Here is a 19,394-nt window from a genome sequence, read left to right as displayed (position 1 = left end):
CCACGCAGGAAAAGAGAGACGACAATGATGTCTGCCCACAGAGGGAGCAAGGCCCGCCTCGCCGCCCTTGCCGCCGTGGTCCCGCTGACGCTCCTCGCGGCCTGTTCTCAGGGCGCCGGTTCGTCCGGCGCCGAGGACGGCGAGATCCGGATGATGGTCAACCTGACCGACAACCTGGACCAGGCCTACTGGGAGAAGCTGGTCAAGCCGTTCGAGGACAAGACCGGTCTGAAGGTGAAGATCGAGGGGCCGACCGGCAAGTCCGTCGCCGAGTCCTTCCCCCAGCAGCTGGCCGCCGGCACCGCGCCCGACGTCATCCAGTCGATCTTCCCTGACGACGACACGGCCCCCGAGCTGCTGGATCTCAGCGGTGAGGCCTGGGCCGAGGACACCTCGATGTTCGACGAGTACGCGATCGGCGACGCCCACTACGCGGTGGGCGTCGGCACCCAGACGCAGTCGCTCGTCTACTACAACAAGACCGCGTTCGAGAAGGCCGGCATCAAGGCGCCCCCCACGACCTGGGACGCGCTGGGTGACGACATGGCCAGGCTGAAGAAGGCCGGCTTCACTCCCATGCAGACCGCCGGGGACTACATGACCGGTCTTCAGCTCCAGCAGATCTTCCACCCCACGCTCAACCAGGCGCACCCGAAGTGGCAGAGCGACGTCAAGGGCGAGAAGCTCACCGTCGGCGACGCCTATGAGCCCGCGTTCAAGAAGTACGCGGAGTGGATCGACTCCGGTTACATAGCCAAGAGCGATGTCGGTCTCAACCCCTCGCAGGCGGACGGCAACTTCGTCGCGGGCAAGGTGGGCCTGTACACCAACGGCAGCTGGTTCGCCGCCACCCTGGACAAGGCGGGCAAGCTCCCCTTCGAGGTGGGGGTGTTCTCCCCTCCGGTCGACGACGGCGGGAGCTACCCGGGGCCGCAGGGCGCCACCATGGCCAACCCGTACATGGTGAACAAGGGAGCGGCCGACGCGGACGGTGCCAAGCAGCTGGTGGAGTACCTGGTCACCGACCCGGCGGCCGTGGAGACGCAGCTCGGCTCCGACGGGGTGTTCCGGCAGGGTTCCAAGGTCGAGCAGAGCGGTGTGGGTTCCCAGATCCAGGGCATCCTGGACGACGCCCCCGAGCTGGTCGCCGTCGGTGAGGGCCAGGGCAACGTCCGGCTGCCCGTGACGGGCTTCAACCCGAAGTTCACCGAGGTCGCTCAAAGCCTCTACACCGGAGCGAGCCCGGCCGACGCGGCCGAGGCCATCGACCAGTGGGTCGACGAGAACCGCTGACCATGGCACTGAAATCCACTGGGAAGCCTCGGGGACTGCGCAATGCGGCAGCAGCCGTCAGCATGGTCGTCCCCGCCGTTCTCCTCTACGCCGCTCTGCTGGTCGTACCGGTGATCTACGCGATCTACTACAGCTTCACCGAGTACAACGGATTCCCCAGCCGCGTGCCCGAGTTCATCGGTCTGGAGAACTACCGGACGGTCTTCGGCTCCGACGACATGACCGGCACCATGGTGATCACCGCTGTGGTGGCCGTGGTGGGCGCGATCGCCGTCAACCTGGCCGCGCTGGGGCTGGCGCTGCTGCTGCAGCGCACGAACCGGTTCAACACCTTCGGCCGTGTGGTCATGTTCTACCCGCACGTGCTGAGCGCGCTGGTCGTCGGCTTCCTGTGGCAGGCCATCCTCGGGCCGCAGGGCGTGGTCAACACGATGCTGGAGAAGGTCGGGACCGATGCCCTGCCCTTCCTCAGCGACCCCGACTGGGCGCTGTGGTCGATGATCGTCGTCATCGTCTGGTCCCTGTTCGGGGTCCAGCTGATCCTCTACCTGGCCGGCCTACAGACCGTGTCCGCGGACCTGCTGGAGGCGGCCAGACTGGACGGCGCCAGCCGGTGGCAGACGTTCAAGGCCGTCACCTGGCCTTCGCTGGCGTCCACGACGACGGTGGCCGTGATCACCTCGGGCATCTCGCTGCTGAAGACGTACGACGTCGTCGTGTCGCTGACCGGAGGCGGCCCCGCCGGGTCCACCAAGACCCTCGCCTACTCGATCCTCGCAGTCTCGTTCCCCCAGCGGGACATCGGCCTCGCATCGGCCCAGGCCGTGCTGCTGATACTCGCGGCTGCGGTCCTGTCCCTCACGGTCCTCTTCCTGCGCAGGCGCGCCGAGGACGACGCGGAGTCCATCGGATGAAGAAAACACTCACCTCGGCCGCCCTCGTCCGGGTGGCGTTCATAGGCCTGGTGTCCCTCGGCATGCTCGTGCCGATGTACATCCTGGTGGTCAACGCGTTCAAGAGCCAGCAGGACATCCTCGCCAACCCGTTCACGCTGGACTTCGGCTCGGCCACCGTCCAGCACCTCGCGGACGCCTGGAACAACCCGGACTTCAGCATCCTGAAGGGCTACGGCACGACCATCGGGCTGGTGCTCTGCGTCAACGTCCTGGCGATGGGGGTCTGCGCCCCGGCGGCGTACGTGCTGGCCCGCACGCCGAGGACGGTCTCACGGATCCTGCTGTTCTTCTTCATCGCGGGCATGTTCATCCCGACCCAGGTGATCCTGGTGCCGGTCATCTTCGTGCTGAGGGCGGTCGGCCTGATGGGCACCATGCCGGGGCTCATCCTGTTCATGACCGCCACCACCGTCCCCTTCACGCTGTTCGTTTTCTTCGGCTACATCAAGGTGCTGCCGAGGTCGTTGGACGAGGCGGCGGCCATCGACGGGGCCGGCAGGTACTACACCCTGTGGCGCATCATCCTGCCGCTGATGCGGCCGATCCTCGCCACGGTGTTCATCCTGAACTCGCTCAGCGTCTGGAACGACTTCGCCAGCCCGCAGATGATCCTCGGTCCCGGCAGCGGCGTGTACACGGTGACCACCGGGGTGTACGCGGCCGTCGGCCAGTACTCCACGGACTACACCAAGGTGTTCCCGACCCTGTTGCTCGCGGTGATCCCGATCCTGGTGATCTTCGTCGTGATGCAGCGTCATGTCATGAGCGGCCTGGCGGCGGGAGCCGTCAAGGGCTGACCGTCGCAGCGCCTCCGCTCGAGGACCTCCGACCGGCCCGGCCACCGCGCCCGGCCGGCGGAGGCCGTTCTCCCCCCTCCCACCGGCCGTCACCGTCCCCATAGAGGAGCCGTTGCCATGTCCGCACCCCGCACCCCCCGCCGCGTCGCGTCCGTGATCGGCCTGCGCCCTGAACAGGAGGCCCGCTACCGGGAGTTGCACCGGGCGGTCCCCCAGCAGGTGCTGGACACGCTCTCCCGTGCCCACATCACCTCGTACTCCATCTTCCTGCGCGATCACACCCTGTTCGCCTACTACGAGTACACCGGCGAGGACTACGAGGCGGACATGGCCTCCATCGCCGGGGATCCGGCCACCCAGGAGTGGTGGGCCCTGACCGACCCCTGCCAGCGTCCGCTCGACTCGGCGGAGCCCGGGGAGCGTTGGGTGGACGCCGAGGAGGTGTTCCACCTGGACTGATCCGCCGGGTTCGTTTCCCTGCCGTCCGGATGCTTGTGCCCGGCCCCACGGGGCCCTAGATTGCACATGTCATACATGTTCCGTTTGCCTGTGGCCTCGTCCCGGGCTGTTCACGGGTTCGCGTGTCGCGGCCGTGCCAGGAACATGGCATCCAACGAAAGGCTCCTCCATGGTGAGAACTGGGAGACGACCGGCGCGGATCGTGATGGCCTCCGTGGCACTGGCGCTGATGACGGGCGTCGGCGGACCGGCGGCCGGTGCGGCGGCAGCGGCCCCGGCGTCGGCCGCCTCCGCCGCGGACCTGACGGTCTACGTGTCGGCCACCGACGGCGACGACGGCAACAGTGGCAGCGTCGACGCCCCGCTGAGGACGATCGCGGCCGCACGTGACGCCCTGGCCGGCCGCACGTCGGCCGAAGCACGCGGCACGGTATACATCCGGGGCGGCACGTACGTCCTCGACGACACGATCCGGCTCAAGGGCACGGACAACTCGTGGGTCACGTACGCCGCGTACCGGAACGAGAAGGTGACGATCACCGGCTCGCACGAATTGCCGGCCGACGGCTGGTCCAAGCTCACCGACCTCTCCGCCGAGAAGCTCGCCGAGCCGCAGTACTCCTCCAACAGTCGCCTGAACACCCCCGAGTTGCGCGAGGGGGTGTACGTGTACGACCTGGGCGCGCACGGCATCGACCCGGGCACGCTCTACAAGAACGGGTTCAACTGGGTTCAGCAGCCGTTCGCTCCGGAGCTCGTGGTGGGCGGCGGTACCCAGGTGCTCGCCGAGTACCCGAACGGCAACACGTGCTCCACCAAGGAGACGGGGTGCCACCTGTGGGGCACGGGCGCCAAATGGGACGCGGCCGGTCCCGGGGACCTGATGAACGTGGATCTCGACGCCCGGTTCGGTCCGGAGAGCGCCTGGAACGGTTCCGGCACCACACCACGCGCCCAGTTCGAGGACAAGAAGCAGCAACTCCCCGAAGGCGCGGACCGGGACACCTGGGCCCCGGAGGAGATGCGGCGCATGACGCCGTCGGTGTTCACCGTCGGTGGGCGCGCGGCGGAGGGCGACCGCTTCAGGAGCTGGGCGCCCGAGGCGGTGCCGACGGTGGACGACCTCGGCACCCGTGGCTTCGGCGACTACGCGGACGTGCCGGTCCAGCTGGACCCGCGGTGGATCGAGGACATCGACAACACGACGTCGGAGACCGAGGGATGGCTCTCCGGATACCTCGGCAACAACTACGCCAACGACATGCTGCGCATCCTGTCGTGGAGCGGCGACACTCTCTACACGAAGTACCCCTCCATGTACATTCCGCAGGACTCCTGGACCAAGGTCAAGGTGCTCAACGTCCTCTCGGAGATGGACACGGCCGGTGAGTACTACATCGACCGCTACGACGACAACGACGTCCTCTACTACCGTCCGCAGGGCGGCACGATCGAGGGCAGGACCACCACGTTGCAGACGTTCGACAAGAACTTCATGCTGCTGGACTCCACCCAGGGCGTGACGGTGCGCGGCCTGTCCATGACGGGATCACTGATCAGCGGGGTGCAGCTGCTGGACGCCGTGGGGACGCTCATCGACGGGGTCGACATCTCCAACGTCAGCATGGACGCGATCCGGATCGGCCGTACGACCGACACGATCACCAGCATGCCCGACTACGAGACGTTGCAGGGCGGGCACGACAACATCGTGCAGAACTCCTACCTGCACGACCTCGGAGGCGGAGGAGTCCTGCTCGGGGGCGGCGACCGCCGTACGCTGGAGCGCGGGGACAACGTCGCCCGCCACAACGAGATCACGCGCTTCTCCAAACTCGCCACGTACACCCCGGCCGGCTACCTGTACGGGGTCGGCAACACCTTCGAGTACAACTACGTCCACGACGCCCCGCACATGGCGGTCCAGATCATGGGCAACGACATGCGCGTCAACCACAACCACTTCTACGACGTGGTGAAGAACGCGGGTGACCAGGGCGCCGTCTACGCCGGACGTGACTTCACCTACCTCGGGAACGAGATCGCCTACAACCACTTCGAGAAGATCGGCGGGTCGAACGACGCGCTGTACATGGACGACGGAGCGACCGGCGTCAGGTTCCACCACAACGTGGTGAACGGATCGAACTCCGGCGTCAACTTCAACTCGGGCCACAGCAACACCGCCAACGACAACGTCTTCATCGGGGTGAAGCACGCCGGCCACGGCGGGATCTATCACAAGAACGGCGAGACCCGTCTGCCGCTGGCCAACAGCTGGGTTCTGGAGAGCCGTTACAACGCCTTCCTCGACGTGCGCGAGGGCGAGAAGTACACCGCGACCCCGGAGTCCGTCGCCACCTGGCACGAGCACTACACGGACGGCAGGCGGAAGTATTCGGACGGAACCCCGATCACGTACCCGGAGATCACGGACTGGTACGTCCCCCGGGTGACCGCGACGGGCGAGGAGTGCACGGCAGCCACCTACTCGACCGACGGGACAGAGGGCTGCAGCCGGGCGACGGTGTGGGAGGACCCCGACTCGGTCTGGGTGCCGTCCCGGGTCGAGATCGACCACGCGGTGGTCGTCGGCTCCTCGGCCGGGTTCGTCGAGACGAACGCGACGTTCTCGGAACCGACGTCCGTCTACAACGTGTCGCGGTGGAGCGACAAGGTCAACACCGCGAGTGTGTTCGCCGCTTCGGTCGTGGAGACGGGCCTGGACCTCGGCACGCTGAAGTTCTCCGGTTCCGGCACGGTGGCCGCCTCGTACGGGGCCGACTGGATCACGGAGTGGAACCGCGGCGTCACCTCGGAGGGCATCGGCCGTCCGCAGCGCGGCGACGCCGAGGTGCTCTGGAGCACGGTCGACCGGGCCGCGCGGGTGCTGTCCGACGAGCCGGGCGGGGAGACCGGACCGCTCACCGCGGCGCTGACCGCCGCGACCGGCGTCGCTGAGGCCACCGGCTTTTCCCAGGAGCAGATCGACGACGCCGTCACGGCGCTCAAGCAGGCCATCGAGGCCTACCGGAACGGCCGTTGGTCGGCTGCGGAGGCCTACGGAGAGGGTGACACCGTCTTCCACGGCGGCCGTGCGTACGAGGCCCTGTGGTACGCACGCGGCGAGGAGCCGGGCACGTCCGCCACGGGCGCCTGGGCGGAGATCGGTGCTCCCGTGAAGTGCGCGGGCGGCACGCAGCCGGCGTGGACGGCCTCCTCTGTCCACCGGGCCGGCGACACGGTCGCGCACGACGGGCGGCTCTGGACGGCGAAGTGGTGGACGCGGAACGGGACACCGGGTGACGCGAACGGCCCGTGGCAGGACGGGGGCGTCTGCTCGGCCGCCGGGCGGTAGTCCCGCACCGGGCCGGGGCATCCCTCGGAAGGCGGGTGCCCCGGCGTTCTCACACCTCTGTCGTGTCGTGGGGGCGGCGGCGCTCCCACGAGGACGTGATGTGGAACCGCATCGCGTCGGCGGCGCCCTCCGCGTCCCGGGCGAGCACCGCCGCGGCGACCCGGGCGTGCGCCTCGTGGGTGAGGTCGATGTCCTCGCGCGTCGGGTCACCGCTGTACTGGGGGGACCGGACCGCCTTCCCCTGGATGCTGGAGACGATGGCGCGCCCGAACGCGTCCTGCGAGGCCCGGTGGATGATCTCGTGGAACTCGATGTCCGCACGGGTGTAGGCCGTGGGGTCGTCCCGCAGGCCGGCGAGTTCGTCGAGTTTGGCCGAGAGGGCCGCCGCCTGGACGTCGTCGATACGCCGGGCCGCCCGGGCGGCCATGGCGCACTCCAGAGTCGTCCTTATCTCGATGAGGTTGTCCAGGAAGACCAGACGGTCCTTCCGCTGGAAGAGCGCGTCGAGGATCAGCGGATCGAGCAGGCTCCACTGCTCCTGGTCGAGCACAACCGTGCCCCAGCCCTGACGAGTTGCGACGAGGCCCTTCTCGGCGAGGGTCGTCGTCGCCTCGCGGATCACGGTGCGGCTCACTTCGTACTCGTCGCACAGGTCACCCGCCGACGGAAGGGCCGTCCCGGGGGGGTACTCCCCCAGCACGATGGCCGTCGCGAGGCTCCGGACGACCGCTGCGGCGAGCGGTGGCCGGCGCCGTTGATGGCGGGACACGGCAACGGTGTCCGCGGATGGCTTACTCATCTGGTCAGAGACTCCCATGTGTGTGCAGGTCTGCCGGCCCTGCCGTCCGACGTCCCCAGGCTAGCGGAACATGCTAAGGTCATCACTCGTATCACAAGTTATGACTGATAGTCGCGGGAGAAGCGGGGCTGCCCGGACGCCGCCCCCGCGGCGGGGACACCGTCGCTCACGGCAGAGACCCCGCGCACATCCGGTCGGACCTCTCGAAGCACGCGGCGCACATGGTGACCGTGCCACGCGCGCAGACCAAGGAGAAGCGCGATGCGAATCACCGGATACCGGTCCCTGACCACGGTGCACGAGTGGGGACGCCCGGTGGGCGACGTGAACGGCGTCGTCGCGAGCGGCATCACCGAGGTGCCCGTCCTGCTGCTGGAGACGGACGAAGGCCTCACCGGCGTCGGTCTCGGCAGTCATCCGGACGTGCACCGCGTGTTCCCCGCGCTCGAAGGCCAGGACCCTCGGGCGGTCACCTCGCTGTACGACAGGATGCTCTCCTACGTCTTCAAGTCCGGGCACGGCGGCCAAGTGTTCGGGACCATCGGTGCACTCGACATGGCACTCTGGGACCTCAAGGCGAAGATCGCTCAGGAGCCGCTGTGGCGGACGCTGGGAGCCGCCGACCGCTTCGTGCCAGGCTACGCCTCGGGCCTGGAGTACGCACTCACCGACGACGAGTTGGTGTCGTTCTACGGGAGTTGGGCGGAGCGCGGCTTCTCGGGTGCGAAGGTCAAGGGCGGACTGGACATCGACCGGGACGTGCGGCGCCTGAACGCCGTCCGTGACGTCCTGCGGGTCAACAGCGAACGCCCCGCCCTGATGTACGACGTGAACGAGTCCTGGGGCGCCCACCAGGCGGTGCGTCTCGCCCGGTCGGTCGAAGACCGGGTGGACCTCACCTGGATCGAGGAGCCGGTCCGGCGATGGGACGTCGCCGGACACCGTGCCGTCGCGGCGGGCATCCGCGCGGCCGTGGCGACCGGTGAGAACCTGACGGGCCTGGAGCACTACCGGGCGTTGCTCGACGCCGGGGCGGTGGGAGTGGTGCAGACCGGAAGCGTGTGGGGCATCACCCACTTCCTGCGGGTCTCGACGCTCGCGTACGGGCACAGCCTGCCGGTGAGCCCTGTGGGCTACAACGCCAATCCCGTGGCGCACGCGGCCGCTTCCGTACCGAACCACCTGGTCACAGAAGTGCAGGACCTCACCTTCCCGGTCGGGCTCCGGGTGGACCAGGAGATCGCCGACGGCGGCATCGTCCTCGGCGACACACCCGGTCTCGGCATCGAGGTCGACGAGGCGAGGATCGCCGCACAGGCCGCCTCGGGGCAGTGGTCCGTCCCGGGCGGTCCGCACGTCCGCCCGGTCGATGCCGGTCTGCGCCTCACGTCCGGCGGCACGGCCGCACACACCGCCGGGAGCCGGCGGCCGTACGAAGGGATCGCGAAATGAGTGCACGCACGGCCCTGGTGGTCCGCGGGGGATGGGACGGGCACGATCCGGTCGGCTGCACGGAGCTGTTCGTGCCCCGGCTCGAAAGCGCCGGGTTCGACGTCACGGTCGCCGAGGACCTGGCGGTGTACGAGGACGCGGACCTGCTCGCCGCCACCGACCTCGTCGTGCACTCCTGGTCGGGGGGTGAACTGACCACCCTCCAGGAGGACACCCTGGTCTCGGCCGTGGAGGCCGGCACCGGGTTCGCCGGCTGGCACGGCGGCGTCATCGGCACGAACGTCGGCAACGCGCGCTATCTGCGGATGGTGGGAGGACGGTTCCTCTGGCACCCGGACGACTTTCAGGACTTCACCGTACGGATCACGCGCTCCCCGGACCGCGACGGCCGGATCACAGCCGGCGTCGAGGACTACGACGTCGTCACCGAGCACTACTGGGTGCTGACGGACGGCCTCAACACCGTGCTGGCCACTTCCGTGCTGGAACCCACCGGTGGCCCGTGGGACGAGCCGGTCGAATTCCCCGTGGTGTGGACGCGCCGCTGGGGGGCGGGCAAGGTCTTCGTGTGTACCCTGGGCCACCGCGTCGCGGATCTCGAAGTGCCGCAGACGGCGACTCTCGTCGAGCGAGGCCTGGAGTGGGCGGCCCGTTGAGCTTCCCCGGCCGCGCCCCCTTTGTCCCTATGCCCCGTCAGGTGCTCTCACGCACGACGACCCGGTAGCCCACATCCCGCCGTGTCACCGCGACAGGGTTGCCACGCATGCGTGTCAGCAGCAGTTCGGCCCCCAACTCCCCTATGAGGGAGCCCGGTACGGCCACCGTGGTCATCGCGGGCACGAGATGACGCGCGAACTCGAAGTCGCCGAAGCCGGCCAGGGCGAGCGTGCCCGGTACGTCGATCCCCCGCCGGACGCACGCCTGCAGAGCGCCGGCGGCGAACACGTCGCTCGAGAACATCACCGCGTCGGAGTCCGGGTACCGCTCCAGCGCCAGGTCGAGGAGTGCCACACCGGTGTCCATGGTGACCGGCTCGGGACCCGCGTCCACCGTGCGCGGTGCGGCGCCCAGCAGATCACGGGCCGCGGCCGTGTAGCCGTCGAGGCGTTCCGCCGCCCGGGGGTCGCCGGAGGTGTGCCGGCCCGCGAATGTGATCCGGCGCCGGCCCCGCTCCACCAGGTGCGCGACCATGGCCGACGCCGCGGCCGCGTTGGAGAAGCCGACCAGCAGGTCCAGCGGCTCGTCCGACCAGCCCCAGGTCTCGACGACGGGCACCCCGGCCGCTCCCAGCAGGACGCGGGTGCCCGGGGTGTGGTCCGTGCCGACCATGAGCACCCCGTCCGGCCGGCGGCCGAGGAAGCTGCGCAGCACCTCCTCCTCGTGCTCCGGCCGGTAGTCGGTCGTCCCGACGAAGATCTGGTAGCCGTGGGCCGCCAGGGCCGTCGAGAAGGCGTGGACGGTGTCCGCGAAGACCGATGCGTTGATCTGCGGCACCAGGACCGCGACCGTGCGGCTCCGGTTCGACGCCAGGTTGCTGGCGGCCAGGTTGGGCACGTAACCGGTCGCCTCGATGGCGGCCTCGACCTTGACCCGCGTGGTGTCCGACACCGACAGGGGGTCGCGCACGACGCGGGAGACCGTCTGGGCGGACACCCCGGCAGACGCCGCCACGTCCGACAGGGTCACCGAACGGGTCGCGGAACGCTTGCGAGGGCGGCGGGGCGGTTGAGTCACACCGGAGACGATATCCATCGCCGCGCCCACCGCCCCGTCGCCCCGGCCCGGGCCGTCGGCTGCGGGGCCTGTCGTCACAGTGCTCCCCGCGCGGACAGCGAGCGCATCAGGTCGGCGAGACCGAAGGTCCACGGCTCGCAGGCTTCACTCGCCCTGACCCGGTTGACGAGTGCGCCGAGCCGGGGCGTGGCGATGGTGACCAGGTCACCGTCGTGATGGGTGAATCCCTGGCCGGGCGTGTCGCGGTCCTCCACGGGGGCGAACATCGTGCCGAGGTAGAGCACCGCGCCGTCGGGGTACCGGTGGTGCGGCCCGGTCAGCTGGGCGGCGAGGTCGAGGGGATCACGGCTGATGGCGGACATCGAGGACACGGCGTCGAGCCGGTACCCGTCCTCGCCCTCGACCGTCAGCGTCACGGGTGCCTCGCGCACGTCCTCGATACCGAAGCCGGGCTCGAACAGCCGCACGAACGGACCGAGTGCCGCCGAAGCGTTGTTGTCCTTCGCCTGGGGCAGGAGCAGGGCGGAACGCCCTTCCACGTCACGGAGGTTGACGTCGTTCCCGAGCGTCGCGCCGACGACCTCCCCGGTGGAGGAGACGACGATCACCACCTCCGGCTCGGGGTTGTTCCACCGCGACGCGGAGTGCACCCCGGCGTCGGTGGCGCTGCCGACGGCGGCAAGCACGGGGGCCTTGGTGAAGATCTCGGCGTCGGGGCCGATGCCGACCTCCAGGTACTGGCTCCACACCCCCTGGGCGACCAGGATCTCCTTCAGCGCCGCGGCTTCCTCGGAGCCGGGCCGCAGAGCGGCGATGTCGTCCCCGATGAGGCCTCGGATACGCTCGCGTACCTCCGAGGCCCCGGATGCGTCGCCCCGGACCCTCTCCTCGATCACGCGCTCCAGCATCGACACCACGAAGGTCACTCCGGCGGCCTTCACCGCCTGGAGATCCACCGGGGCGAGCAGCCATGGCAGATCAGGATCGCGCGTGTCGGGCGGGGTGTTGGCGAGCAGCTCGTCGAGCCCTGCGACGCGCTCGCCGTCGGCCGCGCGCAACTGCCTTGCGGGCTCGGGCGTTTCACACAGATCCCGTACGGTCGCGAAGTGTGCGGTCACGTCGTGGACACCGCTGTCGCGGACGGCGACGACGGACGGGCCGAGACCGGGTCGCCAGACCCGGCCGACGAGGGCCCCCTCGGTACCGTCCTCCGGCAGGGTGGCGGTGGCGTCCGGCCACTGGTTCATGTCGTTCCTCTCAGCGTTTACGGAAGACGGGCGGACGCTTCTCCGCGAACGCGCGGCGGCCTTCGGCGGCGTCCTCGGTGGCGAAGCAGATGGTCTGCAGGTCCCGCTCGTAGGCGAGGGCCTGGTCCTCGGGCAGGTTTCCGGCGGCCCGGAGATTGATCTTCGCGGTCTCGGCGGCCACCGGGGCCCGGGAGGCGATCACGGCGGCGAGAGCGCGGGCCCGGCCGAGCAGTTCCCCGGGGGCCACCACCTCGCTGACCAGATGCCATGCCAGCGCCTTCGTGGCGTCGATGCGTTCGCCGGTGAGCAGCATGAGTGCGGCGTTGCTGGGGCCCGCCGCACGGTCGAGGAAGGCGGCCATCCCGCCACCGCCGATCCAGCCGAGCGTGATCTCGGGCGCACCGAAGGAGGCGGTTTCCGAGGCGATGCGGATGTCGCAGGAGAGTGCGGTCTCCAGCCCGCCGCCGAGGGCGTAGCCGCCGACCGCCGCGATGGTCGGGGTCCGGGCCTCGCGGATGGCGTCGCAGTAGTCGACGCGGTTACGGAACTCCCACGGAGTCCGGTAGCCGTCCAGTTCGCGAATGTCCGAGCCGGCGCTGAAGGCGCGTCCGCCGGCGCCTGTCACGATCAGGGCGCGGACGTCGTCGGTGGTGTCGCACCACTCGACGGCACGGACCAGCGCGCGGGACATCTCCGGGGTGACGGCGTTGAGCTTCTCGGGCCGGTTCAGGGTGAGGGTGGCGACGCGGCCGGCCACGTCGAGCAGCACGTGCTCGGTGCCGAGCTCGGGCGGGGTGCTGGTGGTGTCGTTCATGCTCGTCCTTCCTTCGGTGCCCGGGTCATGAGGCTCGCCCGGTACAGCGCACGCATCCGGTCGAGTGCCGCCCGGTGGCCGGTCTCCTTGGCGAGTGCCTCCCGGACGAGGGCGGACGCCGCGGCCTGGAAGCCGATGTAGCCGGGGTGGCGGGGCCGGACCCATGCCTGTTCACACGTGGTGGTGGTACGGCGGTAGAAGTCCGCGGCGACGATCGCCGGATCGGCCCACGCGGCACGCGCACTGGGTTGTCCCCTGTGCTGCGGCAGGAAATGGCACTGGGCGGATGGGGACATCAACCAGCGTATGTGGTCCAGGAGTTCGGGTCCGGGCTGACAACGGGAGCTGACGGCGAGCCCGGTGCCGCCGAGGGTGGATCCGGGGCGTCCCCCGGGCCGGGCCGTCGGGGCGTCGGTGAAGTCCAGCCGGTCGGCGTAGGTCACGTAGCCGTAGACCAGCGGGCAGTGGGCGAGCCGGTCGGTGCGCGACATCAGCTCCAGCAGCCCGATCGGGTTGAGAGTACGCGTCTCCGGAGGCGCCGCGGAGTCGACTGCCGCCATCAGGTCGAGCGCCGCCAATCCCGTCTCGTCGCCGATCAGTTCGTCCTGCTCCCCAGCCGGCTCCTCCCCCAGGGCGACCGCGACGGAGGCGAAGGTGAGGAACGCGTGGGGCCCCGCGAGCGACAGCGCCACAGGGGCGCGCCGGGCCAGGCTCCGGACCTCGTCCCAGGTCGGGGGTGCCTCTCCGGCGAGGTCGGTCCGGGTGGCCGCGACCTGGGTGGCCGCGTCCAGCGGGAGCGCCCACTGCCTGCCGTCCATCGCGTACGAACGCATGGTGGGGCCGATCGCTCCGGTGCGCCAGCGGTGCAGTTCCTCGGGGGCGAACAGGTCGTCCAGTGGTACCAGGCAGCCGGCTTCCAGCGCCTCACCGAGGTGCGGGTGGTCCAGCACGACGAGGTCGTAGCGGGCGCAGAGCTCATGGACGGGGTGGGACTCGAACCCTTCCAGCGGCTGGACGGACCAGTGCACGAGGTCGCCCCCCGAGGCTGCCAGGGCGTCGTAGCCACGCGGGTGGTCCCATGTCAGTCCGGCATAGGTCACGAGGTCTCCACCACGGTTCCGGAGGCGAACAGGTCCTCGATCGCCCCGTCGTCGAGCCCCGCTTCGGCCAGGATCTCGCGGGTGTGCTGGCCGGTGAGCGGGGCGCCACGGTCGATGCGCGGCGGCGTCGCGGAGAATCTGTAGGGGAAGCCCGGAACCTTTACGCGGCCCTCGGTGGGGTGATCGTAGGTGACGAAGGTGCCGTTGTGCCGGATCTGCGGGTCGTCGACCAGGTCGGCGTAGCCGTAGACCGGACCGGCCCAGATGCCGGCCGCCTCGAAGGCGTCGAGCCAGTGGCGCGAGGACCTGGTCAGCAGACGGGTCGCGGTGCGGGCGAAAATCTCGTCGCGGTGGGTCCAGCTGTGTTCCTCGTCCTCCATGGACAGGAAGCTGTCCTCGCCGAGGATCTCTCCCAGCTTCTTCAGGGGCGGGAAGGCGAGGACGATGAAGCCGTCGGCGGTCCGGAAGGTGCCGTAGGGCGCGCGGATGTAGACGTGCGCGTGCGGTTCGTCGGAGCGTGACTGCGCCAGGCCGCCGACGGTGTGCACCGAGAGCTCCTGCATCTGCAGGGTCGTGATCGCGTCCAGCATGTTGACCGTCACGAGTTGCCCCTCGCCGGTGCGTTCGCGGTGCAGGAGCGCGGCGAGCACGCCCTCGAACGCGGTGGACGCGGTGACCGCGTCCACGAGGTACTGGCCTGCGGGGCGGGGGGCCTCACCCGCCCGGCCGGTGGAGAGCATGGCGCCGGACATCGCCTGGAGGAGCAGGTCCTGGCCGGGCCGCTGGGCGTACGGGCCGTCCTCGCCGTACCCGGAGATGGAGACGTACACGAGGGACGGGTTGATCTCGGCCAGCGAGGCATGGTCGACGCCGAGGCGCGAGGCGACTCCGGGCCGGTAGTTCTGCAGGAAGACGTCCGCGTCGGCCACCAGCCTGCGCAGCACCTCTTTGCCTGCCGGGTCCTTGAGGTCGACGGCGAGCGAGCGCTTGTTGCGGTTGAGCGAGAGGAAGGACACGTTGATCCGGTTGCCGCCCGCGCCGCCGGCGGCTGCGTGCCGCTGCCACTCGCCGGTGACGGGTTCCACCTTGACGACGTCGGCGCCGAGGTCGCCGAGCCGCTGCGCCGCGAATGGGCCGGCCATGGCGATGGAGCAGTCGAGGACCCGGTACCCGGCGAGTATGCCGGGCTTGTCGCGCGTAGTCATGGGGCTCCTTGGAGGAGAGGAGGCGAAGAAGGAGAAGAGGGGAAGGAGCGCGCCGAACTCGTCGCTTCGTGGCCGTGTTTGTCGTTCCGCACCCTGTTGTTAGCGCTACCGGTAGCGCTAACATGCACGCTAAGCGGGCTCCGCTCGCAGTGTCAATGCCACGATCCGCCCCCTCGGCGCCCGGTCGGCACCGGGAAGATGGGACCCACCGATGAAGCAACAGCAAGCCGCACTCGTGACGGGTGCAGGCGGCGCCCTGGGCCGGGCGATAGCCTCACGCCTGGCCGCCTCGGGACACGATGTCGCCGTACTGGACCGCGACACCGCGTCGTTGAAGGAGACCGTCGAGCGGGTGGAGAAGGCCGGCGCCCGGGCGCTGGCGCTCACCACCGACCTGCGCGACCCGCAGGCGATCGAGGACGCCGTCGACCGGACCTCGGCCGAGCTGGGCACGCTGCGCGTCCTGGTCAACAACGCCGCCGTGTACCCGAGCCGGCCGTTCCTCGAGGTGCCGCTCGCCGAGTACGAGGAGGTGGTGGCGGTCAACCAGCGCGCCTACTGGGTCGCCGCACAGGCCGCAGCGCGCCGCATGACCGCCACCGGTGGCGGGGCGATCGTCAACGTCGCGTCGATCACCATGCACGGGGGCTGGGACTCGCTCGCCGCGTACGTCTCGACCAAGGGTGCCGCCGTCGCGCTCACGCGTGCTCTGGCCCGGGAACTGGGACCGGCGGAGATTCGCGTCAACTGCGTCTCCCCCGGGGCCTTTCCCACCGCGGCCGAAGAGATCCACGAGGACCCCGACGCCTACCGGCGCCATGTGCTGGAGCGTCAGTCCCTGAAGCGGCGCGGCCGCCCCGGCGAACTGGCCTCGGTGGTGTCCTTCCTCGCGGGCCCCGATGCCTCCTTCGTCACCGGCCAGTGCATCGAGGTCAACGGAGGGTGGGTGATGTCGTGAAGCTGAACGGACGCGACTACGACCGTCAGGCCCTCGCGCGGCTCGCCGGCGACCTGAGCGCGGCCGGCGGCGTGCGGTCCGTCGTCCTGGACGACGGTTCCGAACGCGGCATCCGCACGCTGGAGTTCCGTACCGGTGCGGGTCTCTCCTTCGACGTTCTCGTGGACCGGGCCATGGACCTGGGCGGGGCGGAGTTCGAGGGCCGCGGCTTCGGCTGGCGCTCGGCGACCGGGTTCCGCCATCCCGGACTGCACGAGTACCGGGACGACGACGGCCTCTCGATGATGCGCAGCTTCTCGGGACTGCTGCTCACCGCAGGCCTCGACCACACACTCTTCGGCGCCGAGGTGGACGCCTCCCAGTACCGGTATCCCCCGCGCCGCACGGTGTCGCACGGCCTGCACGGGCGCGTCGCCAACCTGCCCGCTCGGCTGACCGGTTACGGCGAACAGTGGCAGGACGACGGCCGCTGCGTGCTGTGGGCCGAGGGCGAGGTGCGCCAGGCCGCGATCTTCGGTGAGCACCTGCGGCTCACCCGTCGTATCGAGGCGGATCTCGGCGGCACGGAGATCCGGCTGACCGACCGGGTGCGCAACGCGGGCTTCGACGCCACACCGCACATGTACCTGTACCACATCAACATCGGCTGGCCCTTCCTGGACGAGGGCGCGCGTTACGAGGTGCCCGTGCGCCGCACACTGTGGCAGAGCGACAGCGTCGCCGAGCAAGGTGTCTCGAACACCTCGATGCCCGGCCCGCGGACGGGCTTCGTCGAGCAGGTCTACGAACACGAGCTGGAGCCGGACGCCGACGGCCGCGTCCGCCCCCGCCTGGTGAACGAACGTCTCGGCGTGTACTTCGAGTTGGAGTACGACGCGGCACAGTTCCCTGCATTCTTCCAGTGGCTGCATCTGCGCGAGGGCGCGTACGCGGTGGGCTTCGAGCCGTCCACCCACCATGTGGAGGGCGAGACCGCGGCACGGGAGAACGGTTCCATGACGTTCCTGGCTCCCGGCGAGGAACGCACGTACACCACCACGTTCAGGGTGGGGCGGCTCGGCTGAGCCCTCCGCCGGCTGCCCGCCCCGGGCGAAGTGGCCTGGCGCGAAGGGCCGTCCGACGCGGAAGCGCGCGGCAGCCCCGGCGTACACTCGGCTCGGCACCGACGGGGGGCGGAACACATGACGGCCGAGGCAGTGCAGAGGTGGGGGTCGGTCCTCGACTCCGTGGTGGTGTACGAGCAGGGGGCGGTCTGCCGCCGTCTGGCCCGGGGCGTCGTGCCGCCGGGCGGCAGGGTTCGGGTGACGGGACTGCCCCGCTCGCTCGATCCGGGTTCACTGCGCGCCCGCGTTCAAGGCGCGGGCGGGGCGCGGGTCAGCGAGGCCCGGGTGGAGGTCGAGGCTGAGCCGCTCGGCACGCCCGCGTCCGAAGACCTGCGGAGCAGCGTCGAGCGGCTTCGCGAGGAGTACACGGCAGCGCAGGGCCGCCGGGACCACCAGCTGAGCCTCATCGAGGAGGTCGGGGCTCTGCGTCCGGTCCCACCGGCCCGCAGACGTGAGGACGGTCATCGTCGCACCCCGGTCGACGCGTGGCTGGAGCTCGCCGGCTTCGTGGAGGAGCGGCTGACAGGCCTGCACGCCCGCCTCGTCGAGTTGGAGGAGGCGCTGCGGCAGGCCGGGCACGAGCTCGGGATCGCCGTGGACAGGCTCGCCCGCGCCTCCACCGACGCCCCGTCGGCGCACGTGGACACCACGGTGTCCGCCGTACTGCTCGTCGACGTCTCCGGCGCCGGTGACCCCGGCGCGGAGGTGGAGCTGGAGCTCGAGTACGGGGTGCCGGGCGCCGTCTGGGCCCCGGCCTACCGGCTCACCTACCGTCAGGGCGAGCGCAACGGCCGCCTGGTGTTGCGCGCCTCGGTGGCACAGCGCACCGGCGAGGACTGGACCGGCGTGTCCGTCGGCCTGGCGACGGCCGATCTGCGGCGCGGGACCGATCTCCCGAAGCTCCGCTCGATCCGGATCGGACGTAGTCAGCCCGCCTCCGTGCCTTCCGGCTGGCGCGAGCCGCCGGCGGGTCTCACCGATCTGTTCGCCGGGTACGACGCCGCCCTTCCTCGCCCGGCCGCGTCCGCCCCGCCCGTGGCCGGCTCGTCCGGGCCTCTTCCACCGCCACCTGCGCCCCAGGGCTACGGCGGGCCTCCTCCCGCGTTTTCGGCGCCGAGCCACGTGGGCAGCGCCTCCCCTGAGCTCTTCGCCGGAGCTCCGCCCGCCCCGCCGCAGCGGCTCCGCCCGCGTACGGGCGGAGGTCGGAGCTCCGGTGCGCCGGCCGCAAAGGCGCCCGCGGCCCCTGGCGGAGCTCCGCCGCCTCCGCCCCCGGCCTCCGGTCCTCCTCGGCCCAGCGGCGCCGAGCTCGACTACGCCGCGCTCGTCCTCTACGGGCCCGACGCCCAGGAAGGCCGCAGGGGGAAGCTGTTCCCCGGTTCTCCCTTCGACCCGGTGGCGGCCGAGTACCGCCGACGGGCCGAGTCCGTGGCCACGCTGCCTCTGCCCGGTCACGCGGTGCGACCCCGGGAGTCGGCGGGTTCCTTCGACCACCGCTTCGACACCGCCGCCCGAGCCGACATTCCGTCGGACGGCAGCTGGCACACCGTCACCGTCGGCGAGATCGCCGTAGGCATGCACACCGAGTACCTCTGTGTACCGTCCGTGGAACAGACGGTGTACGCGACCCTGGTCCTCTCCAACGCCTCGGACCAGGCCCTCCTCGCCGGCCCGGTGGAAGTCACGGTCGACGACGACTTCCTGCTGACCGCCGCCCTGCCCACGCTCGCCCCCGGAGGCGTACGCAGGGTCGGGCTCGGGCCCGCCGAGGGCATCCAGGTCGTCCGCCGTACCAACCTGCAGGAGTCCACCTCGGGCCTGCGCAACAGCACCACCGTGCTCGACCACCGCGTCCACGTGGAACTGGCCAACCGGCTCCCCGGGCCCGTCGCCCTGGAGGTCCGCGAGCGGGTGCCCGTCACCTCCGAGCCTGACGTCCGGATCGAGGAGCGGGCCGGCTGGACGACGCCCCAGGAAGGTCCGGGGCCCGATCGGCATGCCCCGGGCACCCGCGTCTGGCGGGTGGAACTGCCTGCCGGTGGCACCGCCGTGCTCGACGGCGGCTACGAGATCCGCATGCCGGCCGGCAAGGCCCTCGTCGGCGGCAACCGCAGGAGCTGAC

General features: G+C 70.3%; 16 protein-coding genes. 10 read left to right on the top strand and 6 right to left on the bottom strand.

The genetic code is table 11. From position 1 onward, the window contains the following. Nucleotides 1-27 precede the first annotated feature (27 nt). The 5 genes from OG379_RS37520 (at nt 28) to OG379_RS37500 (ending at nt 6,863) form a co-directional block, all read left to right on the top strand. A complete protein-coding gene (locus OG379_RS37520; protein ID WP_405667755.1) occupies nt 28-1,293 on the top strand; it encodes an ABC transporter substrate-binding protein in 1,266 nt (421 codons plus the stop codon). Nucleotides 1,294-1,295: 2 nt separating this feature from the next. Next, nucleotides 1,296-2,207, top strand: coding sequence for a carbohydrate ABC transporter permease (locus OG379_RS37515; RefSeq protein ID WP_405667753.1), 912 nt, complete (start codon nt 1,296-1,298; stop codon nt 2,205-2,207). Then, nucleotides 2,204-3,046 (top strand): carbohydrate ABC transporter permease, encoded by an 843-nt coding sequence (locus tag OG379_RS37510; protein WP_405667751.1) that lies wholly within the window; start codon nt 2,204-2,206, stop codon nt 3,044-3,046. The genes OG379_RS37515 and OG379_RS37510 overlap by 4 nt, the downstream gene beginning before the upstream one ends. Nucleotides 3,047-3,163: 117 nt before the next feature. After that, nucleotides 3,164-3,505 carry an L-rhamnose mutarotase gene (locus OG379_RS37505; protein WP_405667749.1) on the top strand — a complete coding sequence of 114 codons (342 nt, stop codon included), beginning with the start codon at nt 3,164-3,166 and terminating at the stop codon, nt 3,503-3,505. Nucleotides 3,506-3,710: 205 nt separating this feature from the next. Continuing rightward, the gene (locus OG379_RS37500; RefSeq protein ID WP_405667747.1) at nt 3,711-6,863 is read left to right on the top strand and encodes a carbohydrate-binding protein; all 3,153 of its coding nucleotides are present in this window, start codon (nt 3,711-3,713) and stop codon (nt 6,861-6,863) included. 49 nt (nt 6,864-6,912) lie between these two features. Here the strand turns inward: OG379_RS37500 and OG379_RS37495 are convergent, their stop codons facing one another. Next, on the bottom strand, nt 6,913-7,662 hold the full coding sequence (locus OG379_RS37495; RefSeq protein ID WP_393760135.1) for a FadR/GntR family transcriptional regulator: 750 nt from the start codon (nt 7,660-7,662) through the stop codon (nt 6,913-6,915). A 261-nt stretch (nt 7,663-7,923) separates the two neighbouring features. On the opposite strand from OG379_RS37495, the gene OG379_RS37490 reads away from it, so the two are divergent. Continuing rightward, nucleotides 7,924-9,114: a mandelate racemase/muconate lactonizing enzyme family protein gene (locus OG379_RS37490; protein WP_405667745.1), complete on the top strand. Its 1,191-nt coding sequence runs from the start codon at nt 7,924-7,926 to the stop codon at nt 9,112-9,114. Next, nucleotides 9,111-9,770, top strand: a complete 660-nt coding sequence (locus OG379_RS37485) for a ThuA domain-containing protein (RefSeq protein WP_405667743.1) — start codon at nt 9,111-9,113, stop codon at nt 9,768-9,770. Before OG379_RS37490 ends, OG379_RS37485 begins: the two co-directional genes overlap by 4 nt. Before the next feature lie 37 nt (nt 9,771-9,807). On the opposite strand, the gene OG379_RS37480 is transcribed toward OG379_RS37485, so the two are convergent. From OG379_RS37480 to OG379_RS37460, 5 genes are all read right to left on the bottom strand, one after another. After that, nucleotides 9,808-10,848, bottom strand: a complete 1,041-nt coding sequence (locus OG379_RS37480; protein ID WP_405667742.1) for a LacI family DNA-binding transcriptional regulator — start codon at nt 10,846-10,848, stop codon at nt 9,808-9,810. Between the two features lie 74 nt (nt 10,849-10,922). Next, a complete protein-coding gene (locus OG379_RS37475) occupies nt 10,923-12,095 on the bottom strand; it encodes a fumarylacetoacetate hydrolase family protein (protein WP_405667741.1) in 1,173 nt (390 codons plus the stop codon). Nucleotides 12,096-12,105: 10 nt separating this feature from the next. Beyond that, nucleotides 12,106-12,909: an enoyl-CoA hydratase/isomerase family protein gene (locus tag OG379_RS37470; protein WP_405667739.1), complete on the bottom strand. Its 804-nt coding sequence runs from the start codon at nt 12,907-12,909 to the stop codon at nt 12,106-12,108. Beyond that, a complete protein-coding gene (locus OG379_RS37465; protein ID WP_405667737.1) occupies nt 12,906-14,009 on the bottom strand; it encodes an extracellular solute-binding protein in 1,104 nt (367 codons plus the stop codon). The genes OG379_RS37470 and OG379_RS37465 overlap by 4 nt, the downstream gene beginning before the upstream one ends. Next, complete coding sequence (locus OG379_RS37460; RefSeq protein WP_405667735.1) at nt 14,006-15,214, bottom strand: CaiB/BaiF CoA transferase family protein; 1,209 nt, start codon at nt 15,212-15,214, stop codon at nt 14,006-14,008. Before OG379_RS37460 ends, OG379_RS37465 begins: the two co-directional genes overlap by 4 nt. Before the next feature lie 211 nt (nt 15,215-15,425). Here OG379_RS37460 and OG379_RS37455 point away from each other — a divergent pair, with 211 nt between their 5' ends. The 3 genes from OG379_RS37455 to OG379_RS37445 all read left to right on the top strand — a co-directional run bounded on the left by OG379_RS37455 (nt 15,426) and on the right by OG379_RS37445 (nt 19,393). After that, nucleotides 15,426-16,172: an SDR family NAD(P)-dependent oxidoreductase gene (locus OG379_RS37455; protein WP_405667734.1), complete on the top strand. Its 747-nt coding sequence runs from the start codon at nt 15,426-15,428 to the stop codon at nt 16,170-16,172. Further along, entirely contained in the window at nt 16,169-17,236 is a 1,068-nt protein-coding gene (locus OG379_RS37450) for an aldose 1-epimerase family protein (RefSeq protein ID WP_405667732.1), read from the top strand. The genes OG379_RS37455 and OG379_RS37450 overlap by 4 nt, the downstream gene beginning before the upstream one ends. 117 nt (nt 17,237-17,353) lie before the next feature. Further along, nucleotides 17,354-19,393 carry a DUF4139 domain-containing protein gene (locus tag OG379_RS37445; RefSeq protein ID WP_405667730.1) on the top strand — a complete coding sequence of 680 codons (2,040 nt, stop codon included), beginning with the start codon at nt 17,354-17,356 and terminating at the stop codon, nt 19,391-19,393. Nucleotide 19,394 lies beyond the last annotated feature (1 nt).

Origin of the sequence: Streptomyces sp. NBC_01166 (genome assembly GCF_045039765.1) — a bacterium.
Classification (GTDB): domain Bacteria; phylum Actinomycetota; class Actinomycetes; order Streptomycetales; family Streptomycetaceae; genus Streptomyces.
Note: the sequence above shows the minus strand (reverse complement) of the source record. Positions and strands in the feature narration are given on the sequence as shown.

Coding starts and splice junctions, on each gene's coding strand:
- OG379_RS37520 (WP_405667755.1), top strand. CDS start 28: ATGTCTGCCCACAGAGGGAGCAAGGCCCGCCTCGCCGCCCTTGCCGCC.
- OG379_RS37515 (WP_405667753.1), top strand. CDS start 1,296: ATGGCACTGAAATCCACTGGGAAGCCTCGGGGACTGCGCAATGCGGCA.
- OG379_RS37510 (WP_405667751.1), top strand. CDS start 2,204: ATGAAGAAAACACTCACCTCGGCCGCCCTCGTCCGGGTGGCGTTCATA.
- OG379_RS37505 (WP_405667749.1), top strand. CDS start 3,164: ATGTCCGCACCCCGCACCCCCCGCCGCGTCGCGTCCGTGATCGGCCTG.
- OG379_RS37500 (WP_405667747.1), top strand. CDS start 3,711: ATGGCCTCCGTGGCACTGGCGCTGATGACGGGCGTCGGCGGACCGGCG.
- OG379_RS37495 (WP_393760135.1), bottom strand. CDS start 7,662: ATGAGTAAGCCATCCGCGGACACCGTTGCCGTGTCCCGCCATCAACGG.
- OG379_RS37490 (WP_405667745.1), top strand. CDS start 7,924: ATGCGAATCACCGGATACCGGTCCCTGACCACGGTGCACGAGTGGGGA.
- OG379_RS37485 (WP_405667743.1), top strand. CDS start 9,111: ATGAGTGCACGCACGGCCCTGGTGGTCCGCGGGGGATGGGACGGGCAC.
- OG379_RS37475 (WP_405667741.1), bottom strand. CDS start 12,095: ATGAACCAGTGGCCGGACGCCACCGCCACCCTGCCGGAGGACGGTACC.
- OG379_RS37470 (WP_405667739.1), bottom strand. CDS start 12,909: ATGAACGACACCACCAGCACCCCGCCCGAGCTCGGCACCGAGCACGTG.
- OG379_RS37460 (WP_405667735.1), bottom strand. CDS start 15,214: ATGACTACGCGCGACAAGCCCGGCATACTCGCCGGGTACCGGGTCCTC.
- OG379_RS37455 (WP_405667734.1), top strand. CDS start 15,426: ATGAAGCAACAGCAAGCCGCACTCGTGACGGGTGCAGGCGGCGCCCTG.
- OG379_RS37445 (WP_405667730.1), top strand. CDS start 17,354: ATGACGGCCGAGGCAGTGCAGAGGTGGGGGTCGGTCCTCGACTCCGTG.